The organism is Rhizobium leguminosarum (assembly GCF_002953715.1).
Classification (GTDB): domain Bacteria; phylum Pseudomonadota; class Alphaproteobacteria; order Rhizobiales; family Rhizobiaceae; genus Rhizobium; species Rhizobium leguminosarum_V.
Genome location: NZ_CP025012.1, coordinates 1,202,374 through 1,221,152 on the forward strand (window position 1 = coordinate 1,202,374; position 18,779 = coordinate 1,221,152).

Sequence of the window (18,779 nt, forward strand, 5' to 3'; positions counted from 1 at the left end):
CCCCTATGCCTCAGATATCGACTGGCGGCAATGTCCTGCACAGGCTTACGGCGAAAGAATGGCTTCAGCCCATCTTTGCGCCGTCCGTCCGTCATTCCAGGGTGTCGGTGCCGATCTTGATGTCGCCGAGCGTGCGGAAGGTCAGCCGTGCGCCGATCGTCCAGTCGCTTCCCGACTCGTCGTCAGAATCTCTGCTGTCCGTATAGGCGATCGTGAAGATCGTGCATTCGTCGTCATAAGAGAGGCCGATCGTCCGCCGGCTGATCACATCATTGTTCAGATCCCAGGCAATGCCGCCGAAAATCGACCAGTAATCCTTGAACTTGACGCGGCTGTTGGTCTGGATCTCGTCATTGTCCTCGGCGAAGCCATATGCCGGCTGGGCGCTGAGATGAGTGTAGGTCAGCTGCGTCGAGAAGGTGTCGTTCTGGTAGGCCGTCGTCAGATCGCCGCGGCGGAATTCGAAATCTTTTTCGTCGAGTCGGTAGGAGGCTGCGACGGAAACGCCGTACGGTGTTTCGACGCCGCCAAGGCCGACATAATCGGAGCGGTCGGTTTCAAGGCCCGAATCCGCGCCGACATTGACGAGGTCATCGGTCGCAAACGAGTTCTGGCCGGCGATCTGATAGGATTGGCCAAAGATGCCGTGCAGCTTGTAACCGCTGTCGAATGTACCGGTATACTGAACGCCGATATTGGCGCGGGTACCGCCTTCGATCCTGTCGTAGCCCGAGAACTTGTCGCGGTCGAACAGCGAGGTGGCGTCGAAGACGAAGCTTTGTGCATCCTCGTTCGGCAGGCGGCCTGCCAGTTGCTCGTCGGGGCGGGCATAGATTTGTGCGATCGGCTCGAGGATATGGGTGCTGTTATCCGTCGTCATCAGGATCGGATAACGCATCTCCAGGCCGGCTGTGAACATCGAGCGGGTGGCGGAATTGCCGTCGACGTAGTTGCCGGTGTAGCCCGTGGGGTCATCCATGTTCAGCGCGAAGGCATCGCCGCGCGCGGCCAGCAACGGCGTGATCACCAGGCCGGTCGGCGTGACGTAGGTGCGCTTCCACTGCAGCTCGGCGGTCAGGCGCGAAGTCTGGCCCTTCAGGCCGCGGAAACGGTCGAAGCCGTCGACGGTATAGAAGTCATCATGCGTGCGCGAAATATTCGTGAGGTTGACATCCGCAGAAAGCTCGCCGCCGGCAAGCGGCTGCGGCGCCACATAGTGATAGTCGAGCGACGGATAGACGATCGCCTGCTGCTTTTCAGCGGTATTCGTCCGATCGGCATCCTGGACGTCGAAATAGAACGCCCGCATGTCGAAATAATTGCGTTTCCCGAGCCCTGTCAGGTAGATCTGGTTGGTGCGATCCGTACCGGTCAAGCCCCGCAGCTTGTACGTTTTCGAGAAATTGTTGTCGCTCTGCATCATGACGTCCCAGCCGAACGTCCAGCGCGGATTGATGCGGAATTCGGCCTTCGATGCCACCATGCCACGCTGGCCGGCTTCGGCATCGCTGGTGCCGGAGCTGAAGTTGCCCGGCTTTGCCTGGTCGATGCCGGCGACGCGCAGAATATGCGTGCCATTTTCGAAGCGTTGGCGAAATTCGCCTTCGATGAGGAAACCCTGGGCGGTATAGCCCGTGGCGGTGACCGTCGCGTCCATGCTTGGCGAGATCACATAATAATAAGGAACGGAAAGACCGAAGCCGAGATTCTGCGACAGGCTCATCGTCGGGAAGAGAAAGCCCGACTTGCGCTTCACCGTATTGTCGGGAACCTCAATGAAAGGCAGGAAGGCTATGGGATAACCCAGCAGCTCGAAGCGTGCACTCTCCAGACGGATCGTGTGCGTCACGCCGTTCTGGATCACGCGTTTGGCCTTGACCTGCCAGAAAGGCGCGCGCTTCGGATCTTCGGCGCAGGGAAGGCAGGCGGTGTAAACGCCCTTGTTGAGAATCATCATCGTGCCGCCGACGCGCTGGCCGGATTCGGCAACGATACGCGTGTTGTCGGCGGTCTCGATGCGCAACGAGTTCAGGAACCCGTCGGCAAAATTGTCGGTCACGTCAAGGTTGTCGGCATAGATACGGTTGCCGTCGGGGCTGACGAGCTCGACATTGCCGAGCGCCGTCATCCGGCCGGTCTTCTGATTGTACTCGACCTTCTGCGCGACCATTTTATAGCCGCCATAGTTGATCTGCACGCCGCCGACCGCCGACACCAGGTCGGCGTCACGGTTATAGACGAGTTCATTGGCCGAAAGCAGAAGCTTCGCGCCTTCGGGAATCTTCTTCTCGATATTTTGTTCGGGCGCGCTGGCCTGGCCGTAGGAGGCCGGGACGCTGCCGAAATAGGAACATAAAGCCGCACCGACAAGCAGGGCAACCAACTGTTTACTAAAATACTTGCGGTCGCCTGCCGCCACTAGCCGTCCTCCTGATGAAGCAGAATAGTCGCACCCAAGGCCAGCGCGACGACCACCGGTATCCACGTCGCCACGAAGGGAGGCACGACTCCACTGCTTCCGAATGCCTTTACAAGCACGGTGATGACATAAAGCATGAAGCCCGAAAGGATGCCACCCAGAATCACGGAGCGGGATTGGTTGAACCGGCTAAATTTTAGGGACACTGTTGCGGCTATGAAAGTCATGGCCACCAGCAGCAATGGCTGGGACAACAGGGAGTTGAATTGCGTCTCCAGCGCCTTGGTCGAGATGCCGAAGGATTTGGCCGCCGCAATCCGGTTGGAAAGGTCAAAGAAACCAATTGTTTCCGGCGCTGTCAGCCGCTCCTGGACGAAGTCCTGTTTCAGATTGGTGCGAAGTTGAACCGAAGCTTTACGCACCGGGATTTCGCCAGGCTTACGCTCGACAACGTTGTTAAGTTGCCAGTAACCATCTTCCAATTTTGCGGTGGCCGCGTCCTGTCTCAGAATGACCTGACCCCTTGAATCGAAATGGATCAGCACGGCGTCGATCAGCTTGGTTCCGTTATCCTGGACCGTCTGGGCGCCGATGATGACATCGTCCCGGCCACTGATCTGCCGCAGCCACGGAATCTGCGGGGCCTTGCGCAGAACCGCGTTCTCGCCGCGCCAGTCGGATTCGACCAGCAGTGCCTGGCGCTGTCCCCAGGCCGCAAGCGGGTTGAGCGCCGCCATCGTCAGCAGGCCGAGCAGCAGCGAGCCGGCGATGAAGGGGAACATGAACTGCCAGACCGAAATGCCGGCTGCGCGCGTGACGACGAGCTCATATTTGCGGTTGAGTCCGATCAGCACCGTCATGCCGACGAACAGCGCGATGAAGGGGACTGTCTGCTGCAGGATGAGCGGCAGGCGCACGGCGGTCATCAGGATGCCGCCGCCGATCGTGTAGCCGGGCAGGCCGGACATGCGGCCCGCCGTCTCGCTGAAATCGAGGAGGAAAGAAATCGCCGAGACGCCGATCAGGAACCAGCCCATCGTCACCAGGTAGCGGCGAAAGAAATAACGCGACAATGTCCCGAACATCATTGGGCCGCATCCCTGCCGGTAGCCGCAAGCAGCCTTTCCTGCATCCGTCTCCAGAAAGACGACATCCGGTCCCGAAGGAACGAAGGTATGGCCAGTCGTTTGTGCAGGCCGAGGAAGACGATCGAGACGATGCTGCTGATGATCGGGATGGCGTAGAGGACGGCGATATATTCAGGGTCGGTGTCGATCTGATTGGCCGCGTAGAAGGCCGCCCATCGCATGGCGAAGGCATAGGCAAGCGCGCTCACCATCGGATGCAGCCGCGCTTCGCGGTGCGAGCGCGCATCGCCGGCGATCGCCAGTGAAAACAGTGCAAAGACGACGGGCAGGATCCAATCCGTCAGCCGGCGGTGCAGTTCGGCACGGTAGCTCTGCGGCCGGATCGTATAATCCTTGTCGGCCGGATCTGGATTGAACAGGAACCACAGGTCACGGTCGCTGGCGCGCAACGTCGCCTGACCGCGACTCTCCGTCATGTCCGAGAGGTCGAAGGAATAGGAATCGAAATTGATGACCGAGACGTTGCCATCGGGCGTTTTGCGGTGCACTTCGCCTTCATGCATGATCAGCGTCGTGCCCGTATCGTCGACGGCGCCTTCCTTCGCATAATAGATCAGTTCGTAGGCCGGATCGCGCTCGTCGGCGACAAAAAGGCCCTTCAGCATGCGGCCGGCCATCCGCTGCGAGATCTGCACGTAGAGGCCTTCATCAAGCTTGCGGAAGGTCTTTTCTTCGATCACCGAAGAGAGGAGGTCAGCATAGGTCTCGGCGATCATCTGGCGCACGACGGTTTTTGCGCGCGGCTCGACGACGTTGTCGACGAAGAAGGAAAAAACGCTGATGACGGCGGCAAGCAGCAGAATCGGGCGGATCAGCACGCTGCGCCGGGCCCCGGCTGCGTCGATGACGGTCAACTCGGAATCGTTGTTCATCGTCGTCAGCGTCTGGGTGATCGCGATAACGAGGGCGAAGGGCAGTACCACGGGAATGATCGACGGCAGGATCATCGTCGCGAGCTTGGCGAACGAGCCGATCGACTGGCCACTGTCGGTAACCAGATTGATGCGCTGCAGAACCTGAGTCGTCCAAATGATCGCCAGAACGGGCAGGAGCGCCACGAGAAACATCTGGCCGACGCGCCGCAATATGTATGTCTCGAGTAGTTTCATGCCTGCCCTTGAAAGCACCTGCACGCCCAAACGGCTTTGCAGGAGAATCCCTCTACGCTCTTTGTCGCGCTTTTGCGACAAGCTGGTGTCAAAAATTCATTCAAATTTCAGAATTTTTTTGATGCTGTTGCGACTCAGTTAACGCCAGCAACGCGGCGAAGACGACAAGCGACGAAAGCCATCCAAGAACGACGTCGGAAAGATAGTGCGCGCCGAAGGATAGCCGCATCGCGGGGGTGAGGATCGAGATCGCCGCCAGGGGCGCCGCCAGCGTATAACGCAGGGATTTCGGAACGAAGAGCAGAAGGCAGAAGAGCCAGCCGGCGCCTGCTGCCTCGCCTGATATGAACGAGCAGTTCGAAACGCATTTTCCGGCAAGCGAACCTGCCTCGGCGAAATGCAGTGCACCGCCGAAAATGTCCGTCTGTATCGGCCGCGGCCGGCCCCAATGCTCCTTCAGGACGACATTGACGAGCAGCACCGGTCCGATCAGCAGCGTTCCGAGCGCGACCTTGAGCTTCTGCGCCCGCTCGGCGTTGAAGGTCGCGCCATGCTGCTGGTAGCATTCGGCGAATTTCCACAGCATCACGATCGCCACCACATAGGGCAAGCGGAAGAAGAGGGTGCGCAGCAGGTCGAAGGCAGCGACCTCGCGATAGGGAAAGCTGCCGCAGATGCTCCCAGCGGCGGCAGCCGCGTCGCAATCTGCGCTTACGAAAAAAAGCTGGGAAAAATAGATGTCTATTTCGGGGAAAGCGCGGAAGACGGCAAGCAGCGCCCACCACGTCCAAAACAGCAGCATGAATGCACCGAAAGTCGTTTTCGGCAGGCGGATTGCGAGGTCCCGCCATCGATTTTTCGAAAAAACTGTCAACGCGAATATCTACGAAACTGACGAAAACATGAGGGCCGTGATGGCTGCGGGCGACCATAACAATTGTCGCAAGCCATTGACAGACCCGCCAAACGCGAAATTATCCGCCAGGGACGGATTTCAAAGAATCCCAGCGGAGAAGACATGTCAGTAAAGATGGAAATTTCATTCTCGAAGTCGGCAAAGCTCAGTGGCGGACTGGCGATCCTGTTGAAGACTGCAGAGGCCGACAGCGCTGCCGGTGCCGAAACAGTCGACCCGGCAGGCGTAATCGCCAAGGCTGCCAGGATCGCCCGATTCTCCGCGAAATCCATGGGCGCGCTCGATATTGTCGCCCCCGAAGGCGCGTCCGTCGACCGCATCGTCGTCATTGGGCTGGGCAAGGTTGCCGAACTCACCGCCCATGACTGGCTGAAGGCTGGCGGTGCCGCGGCATCGAGAATCAAGAATACCGATAAGGCCGCTGTCTTCATCGACGTGCCCGGGCTCGAGACGAGCGCCCGGGCTGCCGCCGACTTCGCGCTCGGCATGCTGCTGCGCGCCTATAGCTTCGATACCTACAAGACGAAGAAGGGTGACGAGGAGGAAAAACCGGCGAAATCCGTCAAGGTGACGATCGTCACCGCCGATCCGGCTGGTGCCAAGAAGGCGTTTTCCGATTCCGAAGCGATCGCCGGCGGCGTCAATCTTGCCCGTGACCTCGTCAACGAACCGCCGAACGTGCTCGGTCCCGTCGAGTTCGCCGCCAAGGCGAAGGAGCTGGAAAAGCTCGGCGTCGAAGTGGAAATCCTGACCGAACGGGAGATGCGCCGTCTTGGCATGGGCGCCCTTCTCGGCGTCGCCCAGGGCTCCGTGCGCCCGCCGCGCCTGGCGGTCATGCAGTGGAAGGGCGGCAAGGGCAAGGATCGTCCCGTCGCCTTCATCGGCAAGGGTGTCGTCTTCGATACCGGCGGCATTTCGATCAAGCCGGCCGCCGGCATGGAGGACATGAAGGGCGATATGGGCGGTGCGGCAGCCGTCACCGGCCTCATGCATGTGCTCGCTTCCCGCAAGGCCGCCGTCAACGCGGTCGGCATCATCGGCCTGGTCGAGAACATGCCTGACGGTAACGCCCAGCGTCCGGGCGACATCGTCACGTCGATGTCCGGCCAGACGATCGAGGTGATCAACACCGATGCCGAGGGCCGCCTCGTGCTCTGCGATGCGCTCTGGTACTGCAACGACCGCTTCAAGCCGCAGTTCATGATCAATCTCGCCACGCTGACCGGGGCGATCGTCGTGGCGCTCGGCAATGTGCATGCCGGCCTGTTCTCCAATGACGACCAGCTTTCCGCCCAACTGACGGCAGCCGGCCTTTCGAGCAATGAGAAGCTTTGGCGCATGCCGCTCGGCAGGGACTACGACAAGCTGATCGACAGCAAGTTCGCCGATATGAAAAACACCGGCGGGCGACAGGCCGGCTCGATCACCGCCGCGCATTTCCTCAAGCGCTTCGTGCAGGAGACGCCCTGGGCGCATCTCGATATTGCCGGCACGGCGATGGGCTCGCCGCAGGACGAGATCAACCAGTCCTGGGGTTCCGGCTTCGGCGTGCGCCTGCTCGACGAGCTCGTTCGCGCCCATTATGAATCCTGATGACCGACGTTCTCTTCTATCATCTGACCGAAACCAGGCTGGAGGACGCGCTTCCGCCGCTCATCGACAAAAGCGTCGAGCGCGGCTGGCGCGTTGCCGTTCAGACACGCGAGCCGGCACGGCGTGATGCTCTCGATCAGCATCTTTGGACTTTCCGTGAGGAGAGCTTCCTGCCGCACGGCACCGACGAGGCGGATTTTGCCGAAAGCCAGCCAGTGCTTTTGACGGTGACATCAGGCAATGCCAATGCGGCGACCGTGCGTTTCATCGTCGACGGTGCCGAGCCGCCGCCGGCCGATGCCTATGAGCGCATCGTCTTCATGTTCGACGGTCACGACCAGGAGCAGCTGGAAGCCGCCCGTGCGCAATGGAAGAAGCTGAAAGGCGAGGGGCATAACCTCACCTATTGGCAGCAGACGTCAGAGGGGCGGTGGGAGAAGAAGGCCTGAGCGTTTCGCTACGACACTACGGCCCGGCGCGTCTTTTCAGACGCGCCAAGACTCCGTAATACTTTGAATGTTGCATGAAGCCTTCTAACGTCGTTCTCACCCGCCGGCGGAAGCCGTTATCCCTTCGACCCTTTGTCCTCGTCGAGGTTCGTCAGGATGTTGAGGGGGACGATCCCTCCCGCACCTTCCGACGGATTGAGCGCCTCCACGGCCAAAACCCGCTTTCCATTCGGACTGACGAAAGCGAATGCCCACGCGCTGTCGGCAAAGGTGCTGACCGGCATTTCCGCCCAGCCGGCTTGATGGACAAGGCGTTCGGCATAATAAGCCTTGATGTTCTGCGGGTTGGTGGTGCTGGCTAGATTGCGCGCCAGGATACGCACGGATTTCTCTCCGAACCGCCCTTCCAGTTGGTCCAGCACCCTTTTGGTGGCCTGCCAATCCTGGGCCTGGGTCGCAGATCCGAAGGAATATTCCTCGGATCGGGAAACGCCCGGTGCATCGGGAGGCATGACGACCTGTTCGCCCGAACATGCTGCAAGGCCGAGAAGCGGCACCACAAGGATGCCAATCTTCAACACGCGGAAAAATCGGCCCTTGCGGCGGATTTTGTTGCTCATGAGCGGCTGCCCCCGAACACTGTTGCCATAGGCCGGCAAATCTTGCCGGTTTCTATGACGTTATTACGACCCTCAGTCGTGGAACGCGTCGACGAACTTCCGCTTGCCGAGCATGAAGGCGTCGGCGACGTGGCGTAGCGGCGCGAGGTCGACATCCGATTTGCCGGCCTTGATGATTTCGGCGAAGCGACGGTAGAGCGAAGGATATTCCTGCTCCGGCTCGGCGAACCTCAGCGCGCCGTCGATCAAAAGCTTGGCGCCGCCCTCGGCGAGCACCATCTGGCCGGCTGCCGTCTCCGCGACGATGTCCCAGCTTTGCTTGCCGGTCTGGAGCCAGTCGAATTCGGCGTGAACCGGCAGGCCGTCGGCATTGCGGAAGTGAATGTCGGCCGCGATCGGGGCATCGCGATTCTCGGGAAATTCGAGCACGGCCTCGGTGATGAAGATCGGCCGCGGCAGGATATGGGTGACGATCGACAGCGCGTTGATGCCGGGATCGAAAACGCCGAGACCGCCGGCCTGCCAGATCCATTCCTGATTCGGATGCCAGTGGCGGACATCCTCCTTCCAGATCACGTGCACGCTTTTGATCGTTGTCGAGGCAAGAAACGTCTTGGCCGCCTCGACGGCCGGCGCGTAGCGCGAATGCCAGCTGGCAAAGAGCGACGCACCCTGCTTGCTCGCCAGCGCTTCGAGATCGGCCACTTCGCTCAGCGTGGCGCCGGGCGGCTTTTCCAGGAAGACGTGTTTGCCGGCGACGAGCGCCTTATAGGCTGCCTCGTAGCGGTATTGCGGCGGCATGCAGAGCGAAACGGCATCGATCGAGGGCTCGGCGTCGAGCATCGCTTCGATCGTCGTATAGCTCTTGACGCCTTCGACCGTGCCGTGGCGGCTTGCCGTGGCGACGAGCGCGAAATCCGGGTTCTTGGCGATGGAGGGAAGGTGCTGGTCGCGGACGATCTTGCCGACGCCGACGATGGCGAGATTGATAGGAGACATGGTGTTTCGCTCGAGCCTGTATGAAAAGTATGATTATTGACGTGTTTGTATCAGAAAGAGGCGCGCCGACAAGCTGTCCTCCTCCATTCTATCGCATCCTAGCGGATGATGGTTTGGCGAAGGAAGCTGTAACCCATCGCTGTGCGGGCGGCGCGCTCTTCGGAATTGCCGTCGCCGCCATGCCCGCCGGAGCCGAATTCATGGAAGAGTGGCCGGTGTCCTTCTTCCTCCAGCCGCGCGGCAAAGCGGCGCGCATGCGAGGGATGCACGCGGTCGTCATTGGCGGAGCTTTCGACATAGATCGGCGGATAGGTGACCTCGGTCGCCGGCCTGACATTGTGAAGCGGCGAATAGCCGAGCATGAAATCCCGGTCCACCGGTGTCTCCGGGTCGCCGTATTCGTCCATCCAGGCTTGCCCTGCGCTGAACAGGTGGAAGCGTGTCATGTCGAGGACCGGCACCTGGCACCAGACGGCGCCGAAATCATCGGGATAGCGCGTCAGCATCACGCCGGTCAGCAGACCGCCATTGCTGCCGCCTTGGCAGGCGATCCGCGACGGCACGGTATAGCCGCGGGCGACGAGATCGCGGGCGATGGCGACGAAATCGGCAAACGCCCGGTCTCGCCCCTGCCGCTTGGCGCTGCGATACCAGTCGGGCCCGAATTCGCCGCCGCCGCGGATATAGGCCTGCACATAGGCGCCGCCTTGCTCCAGCCAGCGTCCTGTCACGCCGGAATAGTTCGGCGATAGCGAAACATCGAAACCGCCATAGCCGTAAAGCAGTACAGGCAGCGCGCCCTTGGTCCACTGCTTCGGCAGGACCAGCCGGTAAGCAACCTTCGTTCCGTCCTCGGAAACGGCCTCCAGCAGTTCGGAAGACATATCGGTCGCATCGAAATAGCTCGGCGCTGTGGCGACGAAAATCGGTTCGGCCTGCTTGTCGCGATCCGACAGCTCGAGGCGGTAACAGGCCGGAGGCTGCAGGAAGCCCTGGCCGACGATGTAGAGCGTATCGTCGCCAAGATGCAGATCCGCATGGAGCGGCCTGAAATGAGCCGTCTGCATGTCAGCCGGCAACGCGATCTCGCGCTGCTCGGCATCGGGCCTTGTCAGGTCCAGCACCATGAGACGCGGACGCAGCCGATCGGAGATGAGGAAGACGCACCACTCGCGCATCAGCATCATCTGCGAGACGGACTGGCCCGCGGCAGGCTGAAACAGGATCCGCTCCGACCCGAGCGGGGCCGTCTCCGAGGCGGGATCGAAGCGTTGCAGCACGAGGCTGCCGGTCGCAACGCGCTCATCGGTCTTTGCCCGCCAAAGGCAATGATCACGATTGAACTGGAAATCGGCCTCCTGAGGCAGATCGATGCGCTGCCGCGTCCCGTCGTTGGCGGTCAGGAAAGCGCTGGCCACGCCGATCTCGTGGGCGGCGACGAAAATGTCGATCAATCCATGATCCGCCGAAGCGCCTGATAGGGCAGGGTCGATGACGAGATTGAAGCCGTAGACGTCCTCGTCTGCTGCTTCGAACATGACGACGGCGTCTTCCGGTCGCTGACCGCGCTTCAATCGCCGCCCGACCCGCGGCCACCCGGAACGGGTCGCCGAAAATCGGTCGATGGAGCCGAAATAGCAGATTTCGTCGCGGCTCAGCCAAGTGGCATGCGATCGTGCGGCCGGCGTATCGACGCCGCCCTCGACGATCTGTTTCCGCTCGGCATCGAATTCGAGCAGGCGGAGAAGGTCGGAGCCGCCGTCCGAAAGCGTGAGCAGCACCCGCGTTGGTTCCCATGGGCAGGTGACGGCGCCGCGCCAGTTCCAGCGCTTGCCTTCCCTCACGCAGAAGGCGTCGAGATCGAAGACCGGCTCCCAGGCGGCATCGGGCAGCGGCTCCTGGTCTGCCGGAAGGCGGAGCCAGACGCCGAGAGGGTTGTCCTTGCTCTGCCGGAAATCGAACAGCCACTCGCCTCGGCGCATTGGAACGATCAGCCTGTCCTGCCGCTCGATCAGCGCCTTGATCGCGTCGCGATCTTCAGCAAATTGCGGTGTTCTCAGTGCCGCGTCGGAAAGCGCGTTGTGCTCGTCGATGAACTGGCGGGTGCGCGGATCGTCGTCCGTTTCGAGATGAAGGTTCATATCTGACCTGCCTGCTTCCATTGACGTCGGACAGATCTAGGCAGCCGGTCCCGACTTGGCAACCCGCCTTACAGCGCCGCGCGTCTCTTCAGGCGCGCGAAGGACGCTGTAACACTTTGAATCTAAGCATTGGCCCGAAAATCGATTTCGATTTTCGGGCCAATGCGCTAACGGGTCGTCACGAAATCGGCCGAGGCGACGACGGTGTTCGGCACCTCAGTCTTCTTGAATTTCAGCGTCACCACCTTGTAGCCTTCGGCTTCGAGTTTCGAGAGCAGGGTTGGTAGCATCGTTGCCGTGCGTTTGTGGATGTCATGCATCAGGATGATGCCGCGGCCACGCTTGTGCAAGAGGTTCATCGTCCGCTGCGTTATGGAGACCGGCGTCGTGGTGAAGTAGTCCTTGCTGTCGATATCGACATCCATGACCACCATGTCGCGCATGGCGACCGCGGCGCGCAGCCTGTGGCTCTCGGCAAGATAAGGGAAACGGAAGAAGGAGACATCGGTTCCGGTCGCCTTGGTCACCGCCAATTCGCCCTTGATCACCTCGGCCATCGCTGCGTCGAAACTCAGCGAAGCGAGGTTGGCGTGGTCATAGGTGTGGCTGCCGATCGTGTTGCCGTCCTGGGCGACCTTGCGGGCGAGCGCCGGATGCATCTCGGCCATCTCGCCGACCATCATGAATGCGCCCTTGACGCCGAATTCGTCGAGGATTGCCAGCACCTTGTCGGTCCGGCCGGGGATCGGGCCATCGTCGAAGCTGAGGATCACCTCCTTGTCCTGCAGCTTGAGATCGGCGAGCGAGGAGACCTCCAGCGTCCGTCCGGCCAGATGGTGCCAGCCGGTTAGGCGCGGCGGCGCATCGTCGCCGGCATAGGCAAGTTTTCGCTCTTCGGGTGCGATCACCGAGGAGGTCTTGATCGATGTGTCAGGAGCGGATTGTCTGGTGGTGCTGCAGGCGGCGAGGGCGGCCGTGAGGGCCATGCAGGACAGAACGAAAAGACGATACATGGAAAGGGCTCAACAAATCGGTAACGAATGTTGAGACAACCTTTCGGATTATGGTTAACGATCGGTTGATAATGTCCGAAATTGCGTTGATGCACGGCACTTCGCCACGCTTTCGATGAGACCTGTGGCTATCCCGCCATCGCTTCTTCATATTCGGCCGACAGCATCAGCCAGTCTTCCTCGGCGGCTGCCAGTTTCGCCGCAGCCTCGCCACGCTGCTTTGCCTTCTCAGCGGCCTTGGCAGGCGCCTTCTCGTAAAGGGCCGGATCCGCAAGTTCCGCGTCAAGCGCCTGAATCTGTTTCTCCAGCTTCGCCGTCAAGGATTCGATTTCGTTGATCTTTTTCCTGAGCGGCGTCAGCGAGGCGCGACGTTCGGCATTGAGCTTGCGCTGGTCGGCCTTCGACGTCGCGTCTTCAACTAGCTGCGGCTTTTCTTCTTTTTTTTTACCGGAACTGACGATCAGGTCGCGATACTCGTCCATATCGCCTTCGAAGATCGTCACCGTGCCGGCATTGACCAGCCACAGCCGATCGACCGTCGCCTCGATCAGGTGACGATCGTGCGAGATCAGGATGACGGCGCCCTCGTAATCGTTCAGCGCCTCGATCAGCGCGCGGCGGCTGTCGATGTCGAGGTGGTTGGTCGGCTCGTCGAGGATCAGCAGATTAGGCGCATTGAAGGCGGCAAGCCCCATCAGCAAGCGGGCTTTTTCGCCGCCGGAAAGATCCTTGGCGGCCGTTGCCATCTTCTCGGTCGCAAGCCCCATCTGGGCGACGCGGGCGCGCACCTTGGCTTCCGGCGCGCCGGGCATCAGGCGGCGCACATGCTCCACCGGCGATTGCTCGGGAATGAGGTCGTCGAGCTGGTGCTGTGCGAAGAAGCCGATCTTCAGGCTCGGTGCGATCTTTACCTCACCGCTTTCCGGCGCGAGCCGGCCGGAGATGAATTTGGCGAAGGTCGATTTGCCGTTGCCGTTCGAGCCGAGCAGGGCGATGCGGTCGTCATTGTCGATGCGCAGATTGAGGTTCTTCAGGATCGGATTGCCGGGCTCGTAGCCGACGGCGCCGCTCTGGATCGCGACGATCGGCGAAGCCGGCTGCTTTTCCGGCTCGGGAAAAGTGATCGGCTGTACGTGGGCCTCGATCACCGCGGCGACCGTTCCCATGCGCTCCAGCGCCTTGACGCGCGATTGTGCCTGACGGGCCTTGGAAGCCTTGGCCTTGAAGCGGTCGATGAAGCCCTGCAGATGTTTGCGCGCCGCGTCGTTCTTGGCCTTGGCCTTCGTCTGCAGCTCGTCGGCTTCCGCCTTCTGTCGCTCGAACTGGTCGTAACCGCCGCGATAGAAGGTCAGCTTCTTCTGGTCGAGATGGACGATCGCATTGACCGCGTTGTTCAGAAGGTCGCGATCGTGGCTGATGATGATGACGGTGTGCGGATAGCGGCGGACATAGTCTTCCAGCCACAGCGTGCCTTCGAGGTCGAGATAGTTGGTCGGCTCGTCGAGCAGAAGCAGATCCGGCTCGGAAAACAGCACGGCGGCAAGGGCAACGCGCATGCGCCAGCCGCCGGAGAAGGAGGAGGCGGGGCGGGCCTGCGCCTCCTTGTCGAAGCCGAGGCCGGCAAGAATGCTCGCCGCGCGCGCTTCGGCCGAATGCGCGTCGATATCGACAAGGCGCATCTGGATCTCGGCGATGCGGTGCGGATCGGTCGCCGTTTCCGCCTCGGCAACGAGGGCGGTGCGTTCCTTGTCCGCGGCAAGCACGATCTCGATCAGCGCGTCCTCGGTCGCCGGCGCTTCCTGCGCCACCTGGCCGATGCGTGCGGCCTTCGGGATCGACACCGTTCCGCTCTCCGAGCCGAGATCGCCGGTGATGACTCGAAAAAGCGTGGACTTGCCGGCGCCATTACGCCCGACGAGCCCTGCCTTCGTGCCTGAAGGCAGCGAAACGCTGGCATTGTCGAGAAGCAGGCGCCCGGCGATGCGGGCGGAAATATCGGTGAGCGTGATCATGGCCGGCGTTTTGGCCGAAAGCGCCCGCCAAGGCAAGAGCGCTTGTCAGTCCTGGAGCATGATGCCCAAAAGCGGGAGTGGTTTTCGGACCTCCGGCCGGATCTAGCGGCCGAAAGCCTGCACCGGCAGTCGGGGGTTCGACTGCGCGGCGAGAAGCGCCACGCGGGCATTGGCCTGCAACTGTCCCGGAGTTGCCGCATCGGTGCTGAGCGCCACGCCGATCGAGATGGTGAGCCTGCCGGGATCGGCCTTGTCGGATGTCGCGAAGACCAGATTGTCCTCGACGGAGGCGCGCAGGCGCTCGGCAATAGCAATCGCATCCTGCATGCCGACATTGGAAAACAACAGGGCGAATTCGTCAGCCTCGGTGCGAGCGACGAAATCGTTTTTCTTGACCGACTTGCTGAACAGGCCGGCGAGCTTCTTCAGGAGCTTGTTGCCGGCCTGGGTGCCGTATTTGTCGTTGAGATCGGTGAAGTTGTCGATATCGACCATGATCAGCGCGCTGCCGGCGGCACCTTCTTCGCGCTTGTAGAGATCGGCGATCGTCCGGTTCAGCGCGATGCGGTTCGGAAGTCCGGTGATCCTGTCGGCGATCGCGGCCGATTGCATCGCCGAAATGCCGCGTTCCAGGGTTTCCAGCGTCTTGATATCGTCCTGCAGCTTCGCGCCGATTTCCAACTCCGCGGCAAGAACGGTCGAAAGCGAGGCAGTGAGATAATCGACCTCGCTGAGGAAGGCGGCAAGGCTTTGGTCGTCATGGCCGGAAACGGATTTCAGGATCGTGCCGCAGGCGCGCGCAAAGGCGCTCTTGTGCCTCAGCCCTTCGGCAAGTCTTTCCGCCACGTCGCGCAGCATCCGGCTCGCCTCGTTTCGGGATGTCTCGCCCGCCAGCCCGCAATGGCCGACGAGGCGGTATTTCAGGCCGAGTTCGTCGAGCATCGGCTGCTGCGGCTGGGACCCGAGTGCCGCGATATCTTGCGCAAGGCCGGCATTGAGCCCGACGATCGCCTCGTGAAAGAGCTCGTAGTTGCGCGGGAGTGCCGCGACGTTGAGGCGCGCCATGTGCTGGGCGATCTTCTGAATATCCGCCATCGGCGCAGCGCGCGCAGCCTCGCGCGGCACCAATGCGTTTGCGCTTGCATTCTGCATGACGATCCCTCGCAGCCCGGCCTCATCTCTCACGTCACGCTATGCCCGCAAGCGTTTAAGAGAGGCTGAATTTTCAACGGGGAAGCCTTGGATCGGCGGCAGAACCGGCAAAGGCGGTTAATTCAGTCTTGATGGCCGGAGCATGATGCCGAAAAGTGTGAGCGGTTTTCCGGATGACATCATGTTCTCACTTTCCAATTCGGATCGGGCCTCACATCCATTCACGGCCCTCGCTGCGCAGGAAGTAGATGAGATCAAGCATGAGGCTCGGCTTGCCGAGCGCCGTCAGCGTCATGTGCCGCGATGATGGGTCTGGTGGTTGAAGAAATGCGCGAGCGCCGACGACAGAGGCTGGGTGATCTCGACCGGCTGTACCACTGTTACATAGGTGAAGTTGGCGGCAAGCGCCGCCTCGTCCAGCATACCTGTCCAGGCAATGATGCGCTCGTCCTCTGCTTTGCGGGCGGCGGCAAGCGCATCCCGATCTTCGAAGAGCACGGCATCGAGTGTCGTCGGCGCTTCGCCGGTGCCGCTGAAGCGCTTCATCCATATCCGGTCGGCGACGATCAAATGGTTGAGCGTGCGATGCAGTGAGCCGAAGAAGGCGCCGCGGTCGTTGCGGAATTCTGCATCGCTGAGTTCGGCCGCGGCCGCATAAACTTGCATGTTGGCCCAGCGATTATAGGCGGCGAACATCCTGTAATGTCTGAGCATTCAGTCCCTCCCGGATTGGTGGCAGCGGTCTAGCCACTTTTCCCGGAAATCGCAGTGATGCGCCCATGAAATTTCCTGATTTGATCGCAGCCGCTTTCTGTCGTGGAATGGATGGAGCCGCGATCTCGAAAGGACTGTTATGACCAGAGCCCTCTATTCCCTCTGCGGCGCCGACGAGCGGCGCTTCTTTTCGCCCCATTGCTGGAAGGCGGTGATGGCGCTGGCGCATAAGGGGCTCGATTTCGAGGAGATTCCGACGACCTACGCCGGCATCCGCGCGATCGGCGGCGGCGTCTCGTCGATCGTGCCCGTTCTCGAAGACAATGGCCGACTGGTCCCCGACAGTTTCGACATCGCCCTTTATCTGGAGGAGGCCTATCCCGAGCGGCCGTCGCTGTTCAACGGCGAGGGCGGCAAGGCGCTGTCGCGGATGGTGGAAGGCTATTCGCAGATGATCATCCATCCGGCGATCATGCGCATCGCTCTTCTTGATATCCATGCCAACCTCGATGAGGACGACAAGGCCTATTTCCGTCAAAGCCGGGAGGCTCGGCTCGGCAAGCCGCTGGAAGTGGTTGCCGCCGACAGCGAGGCGGAGAAGGCCACCTTCGGCGCCAAGCTGGAGCCGCTGCGGCACATGCTGAAGTTCCAACCCTTCATCGGCGGGCAGACACCGCTCTTTGCCGACTATATCGTCTTCGGCGCGCTGCAATGGCTGCGTGTCTCCGCGGGCCTCGCCATGCTGGCCGCCGACGATCCCGTCATGACCTGGTTCGAACGCTGCCTCGATCTTCACCAAAGCCGCGGCAGGACTGTGACAGCGGCGTGAAATTGCCGCCTACCTCTTGTTTTCGGGCGTTGGGGCGGGTAAAGACCGCCCACTTTTCCCGAGAAAACAGAGGATTTGACTATGGCGATTGAACGCACCTTCTCGATGATCAAGCCGGACGCAACGAAGCGCAACCTGACGGGCGCCATCACCAAGATGCTCGAAGATGCCGGCCTGCGTGTCGTCGCTTCCAAGCGCGTCTGGATGAGCCGTCGCGAAGCCGAAGGCTTCTACGCTGTTCACAAGGATCGTCCCTTCTTCGGCGAACTGGTCGAAGGCATGACCTCCGGCCCGACCATCGTTCAGGTGCTGGAAGGCGAAGGCGCGATCCTCAAGAACCGCGAGATCATGGGAGCGACCAACCCGGCAAACGCTGACGAAGGCACGATCCGCAAGGTTCACGCTCTGTCGATCGGCGAAAACTCCGTTCACGGTTCGGATGCTCCTGAAACGGCTGCCCAGGAAATCAAGTACTGGTTCTCCGATACCGAAATCGTCGGCTGAGGCCACGCTTCGGCATTCGCTGGCAATGCCTTGAATTGACTCTCGAAAGCCGGGGCCTTGCTCCGGCTTTTTCTATGCATTTCTCTATGCAGGGCATTTGTCGGTATTCGAGAAATCGACGGTGCCGTCAGGCTTGAAGACCTCCGGGTTCTTTTCATAAAGCGCGCCGAGTACGAGCGGCTTGCTCGGCAGGACGGTCTGGTCGAGGTCGGACCGGAACTGCGTCTTCAATTCCTGCAGCACCTTGCCGTCCTTGTCGACCAGCCGGACACTCACGGAATAGGGGCGGTCCTTGCGCACGCAGTGCAGTTTTTCGCTCTGCAGCGCGATCTTGTCGTCGATCGGGTAGATTTTCTGGTTCAGCACCAGCGGATCGCCGCCTTGCGGATTTTCAAATTCGGCGATGATGACCGAACCGTCGGGGATAGGCCCTGTCTTCTTCAGCGTCAGCAGATAGGTGGCGCTCGCCACCCGATAGTTGAAGACGAAGAGATGACCGGTGACCTCGACCAGATTTTCAGCCTGGCGTTGACAGCCGGCAAGCAGAAGGCCGGCTGCTGCCACCGTTACGATCATATATTTCCTCATGGCGTCTCCTCCTTCTTGCGGCGATAGTGCCGGTTCGCCTTGGCGCGGTTGCCGCAGACCGCCATGTCGCACCAGGCCCGGCTCCTGTTCTTGCTGCGGTCGATGAACAGCCAGCCGCAATTGCCGCAGATCTTCATGCGTTGGGGATCAGGCATGGCGATCAGCCGCAGCGCCGAATGGGCGGTCGCCGCGGCCAGGCTGCCGGGGCTTGCTTCGTGCAACGCCTTCGCCAACGCTTCCAGCAGGCTGGCGAGCAATTGGTCGTCGCCGCCATTCAGTATACGCTTGCGGAAATAGAGGTCGATCGCTTCCCGTAGCGCGATGAAACCCGTCTGGTTTTCCGCCGCCACCGGCGCGATGTCGCCGAAGAGGGCACGCTCAGCGCAGAATTCGGCAGCGGCCCGCGGAAAGCTCCGCATCTGATCCCCAACCGCGAAGCGGTCGATCCGCCGCGTTGCATCGTGACGCAAAACGACGCTGTTGGCGACATCGAGCGCCAGCGCGCCGCCGGCAAACCGGTGAGGGGTCCAGGAAAAGCTCATAATGAAATTATAACTAGCGAATTAGGTTTTA

General features: G+C 61.0%; 16 protein-coding genes and 1 pseudogene. 4 read left to right on the forward strand and 13 right to left on the reverse strand.

From position 1 onward, the window contains the following. Positions 1-91: 91 nt before the first annotated feature. From CUJ84_RS06175 to CUJ84_RS06190, 4 genes are all read right to left on the reverse strand, one after another. On the reverse strand, positions 92-2,419 hold the full coding sequence (locus tag CUJ84_RS06175) for an LPS-assembly protein LptD (RefSeq protein WP_105005585.1): 2,328 nt from the start codon (positions 2,417-2,419) through the stop codon (positions 92-94). Beyond that, positions 2,419-3,507, reverse strand: a complete 1,089-nt coding sequence (gene lptG, locus CUJ84_RS06180; protein ID WP_105005586.1) for an LPS export ABC transporter permease LptG — start codon at positions 3,505-3,507, stop codon at positions 2,419-2,421. The genes CUJ84_RS06175 and lptG overlap by 1 nt, the downstream gene beginning before the upstream one ends. Next, the gene (gene lptF, locus CUJ84_RS06185) at positions 3,504-4,676 is read right to left on the reverse strand and encodes an LPS export ABC transporter permease LptF (protein WP_105008101.1); all 1,173 of its coding nucleotides are present in this window, start codon (positions 4,674-4,676) and stop codon (positions 3,504-3,506) included. Before lptF ends, lptG begins: the two co-directional genes overlap by 4 nt. 100 nt (positions 4,677-4,776) lie before the next feature. Beyond that, positions 4,777-5,550, reverse strand: a complete 774-nt coding sequence (locus tag CUJ84_RS06190) for a phosphatase PAP2 family protein (protein ID WP_105005587.1) — start codon at positions 5,548-5,550, stop codon at positions 4,777-4,779. Positions 5,551-5,694: 144 nt separating this feature from the next. Here CUJ84_RS06190 and CUJ84_RS06195 point away from each other — a divergent pair, with 144 nt between their 5' ends. Continuing rightward, on the forward strand, positions 5,695-7,185 hold the full coding sequence (locus CUJ84_RS06195) for a leucyl aminopeptidase (RefSeq protein WP_105005588.1): 1,491 nt from the start codon (positions 5,695-5,697) through the stop codon (positions 7,183-7,185). Continuing rightward, on the forward strand, positions 7,185-7,634 hold the full coding sequence (locus CUJ84_RS06200) for a DNA polymerase III subunit chi (RefSeq protein WP_105005589.1): 450 nt from the start codon (positions 7,185-7,187) through the stop codon (positions 7,632-7,634). Before CUJ84_RS06195 ends, CUJ84_RS06200 begins: the two co-directional genes overlap by 1 nt. A 116-nt stretch (positions 7,635-7,750) precedes the next feature. Here CUJ84_RS06200 and CUJ84_RS06205 read toward each other — a convergent pair whose 3' ends face one another. The 7 genes and pseudogenes from CUJ84_RS06205 to CUJ84_RS06235 form a co-directional block, all read right to left on the reverse strand. Further along, positions 7,751-8,254 (reverse strand): hypothetical protein, encoded by a 504-nt coding sequence (locus tag CUJ84_RS06205; RefSeq protein WP_105005590.1) that lies wholly within the window; start codon positions 8,252-8,254, stop codon positions 7,751-7,753. A gap of 72 nt (positions 8,255-8,326) precedes the next feature. Continuing rightward, on the reverse strand, positions 8,327-9,253 hold the full coding sequence (locus CUJ84_RS06210; protein WP_105005591.1) for a Gfo/Idh/MocA family protein: 927 nt from the start codon (positions 9,251-9,253) through the stop codon (positions 8,327-8,329). Between the two features lie 98 nt (positions 9,254-9,351). Further along, entirely contained in the window at positions 9,352-11,394 is a 2,043-nt protein-coding gene (locus CUJ84_RS06215; protein ID WP_105005592.1) for a prolyl oligopeptidase family serine peptidase, read from the reverse strand. 167 nt (positions 11,395-11,561) lie between these two features. Continuing rightward, positions 11,562-12,407 (reverse strand): polysaccharide deacetylase family protein, encoded by an 846-nt coding sequence (locus CUJ84_RS06220; protein ID WP_105005593.1) that lies wholly within the window; start codon positions 12,405-12,407, stop codon positions 11,562-11,564. 128 nt (positions 12,408-12,535) lie between these two features. After that, complete coding sequence (locus CUJ84_RS06225; protein WP_105005594.1) at positions 12,536-14,419, reverse strand: ABC-F family ATP-binding cassette domain-containing protein; 1,884 nt, start codon at positions 14,417-14,419, stop codon at positions 12,536-12,538. Positions 14,420-14,521: 102 nt separating this feature from the next. Then, on the reverse strand, positions 14,522-15,571 hold the full coding sequence (locus CUJ84_RS06230; protein WP_105005595.1) for a GGDEF domain-containing protein: 1,050 nt from the start codon (positions 15,569-15,571) through the stop codon (positions 14,522-14,524). A 211-nt stretch (positions 15,572-15,782) separates the two neighbouring features. Further along, positions 15,783-16,285: pseudogene (locus CUJ84_RS06235) on the reverse strand (DinB family protein). 139 nt (positions 16,286-16,424) lie between these two features. Here CUJ84_RS06235 and CUJ84_RS06240 point away from each other — a divergent pair. Both CUJ84_RS06240 and ndk read left to right on the forward strand, forming a co-directional pair. Further along, positions 16,425-17,114 (forward strand): glutathione S-transferase family protein, encoded by a 690-nt coding sequence (locus tag CUJ84_RS06240; protein WP_105005596.1) that lies wholly within the window; start codon positions 16,425-16,427, stop codon positions 17,112-17,114. A gap of 81 nt (positions 17,115-17,195) precedes the next feature. Beyond that, a complete protein-coding gene (gene ndk / locus CUJ84_RS06245) occupies positions 17,196-17,618 on the forward strand; it encodes a nucleoside-diphosphate kinase (protein WP_003547097.1) in 423 nt (140 codons plus the stop codon). A gap of 84 nt (positions 17,619-17,702) precedes the next feature. On the opposite strand, the gene CUJ84_RS06250 is transcribed toward ndk, so the two are convergent. Both CUJ84_RS06250 and CUJ84_RS06255 read right to left on the reverse strand, forming a co-directional pair. Then, a complete protein-coding gene (locus CUJ84_RS06250) occupies positions 17,703-18,206 on the reverse strand; it encodes a hypothetical protein (RefSeq protein WP_105005597.1) in 504 nt (167 codons plus the stop codon). Then, entirely contained in the window at positions 18,203-18,748 is a 546-nt protein-coding gene (locus CUJ84_RS06255) for a CGNR zinc finger domain-containing protein (protein WP_105005598.1), read from the reverse strand. The genes CUJ84_RS06250 and CUJ84_RS06255 overlap by 4 nt, the downstream gene beginning before the upstream one ends. Positions 18,749-18,779 lie beyond the last annotated feature (31 nt).

Bases quoted from the DNA above. Each gene is read 5' to 3' on its own strand.
- lptG (WP_105005586.1), bottom strand. From the start codon at position 3,507: ATGATGTTCGGGACATTGTCGCGTTATTTCTTTCGCCGCTACCTGGTG.
- lptF (WP_105008101.1), bottom strand. From the start codon at position 4,676: ATGAAACTACTCGAGACATACATATTGCGGCGCGTCGGCCAGATGTTT.
- CUJ84_RS06195 (WP_105005588.1), top strand. From the start codon at position 5,695: ATGTCAGTAAAGATGGAAATTTCATTCTCGAAGTCGGCAAAGCTCAGT.
- CUJ84_RS06200 (WP_105005589.1), top strand. From the start codon at position 7,185: ATGACCGACGTTCTCTTCTATCATCTGACCGAAACCAGGCTGGAGGAC.
- CUJ84_RS06205 (WP_105005590.1), bottom strand. From the start codon at position 8,254: ATGAGCAACAAAATCCGCCGCAAGGGCCGATTTTTCCGCGTGTTGAAG.
- CUJ84_RS06210 (WP_105005591.1), bottom strand. From the start codon at position 9,253: ATGTCTCCTATCAATCTCGCCATCGTCGGCGTCGGCAAGATCGTCCGC.
- CUJ84_RS06215 (WP_105005592.1), bottom strand. From the start codon at position 11,394: ATGAACCTTCATCTCGAAACGGACGACGATCCGCGCACCCGCCAGTTC.
- CUJ84_RS06220 (WP_105005593.1), bottom strand. From the start codon at position 12,407: ATGTATCGTCTTTTCGTTCTGTCCTGCATGGCCCTCACGGCCGCCCTC.
- CUJ84_RS06225 (WP_105005594.1), bottom strand. From the start codon at position 14,419: ATGATCACGCTCACCGATATTTCCGCCCGCATCGCCGGGCGCCTGCTT.
- CUJ84_RS06230 (WP_105005595.1), bottom strand. From the start codon at position 15,571: ATGCAGAATGCAAGCGCAAACGCATTGGTGCCGCGCGAGGCTGCGCGC.
- CUJ84_RS06240 (WP_105005596.1), top strand. From the start codon at position 16,425: ATGACCAGAGCCCTCTATTCCCTCTGCGGCGCCGACGAGCGGCGCTTC.
- ndk (WP_003547097.1), top strand. From the start codon at position 17,196: ATGGCGATTGAACGCACCTTCTCGATGATCAAGCCGGACGCAACGAAG.
- CUJ84_RS06250 (WP_105005597.1), bottom strand. From the start codon at position 18,206: ATGAGGAAATATATGATCGTAACGGTGGCAGCAGCCGGCCTTCTGCTT.
- CUJ84_RS06255 (WP_105005598.1), bottom strand. From the start codon at position 18,748: ATGAGCTTTTCCTGGACCCCTCACCGGTTTGCCGGCGGCGCGCTGGCG.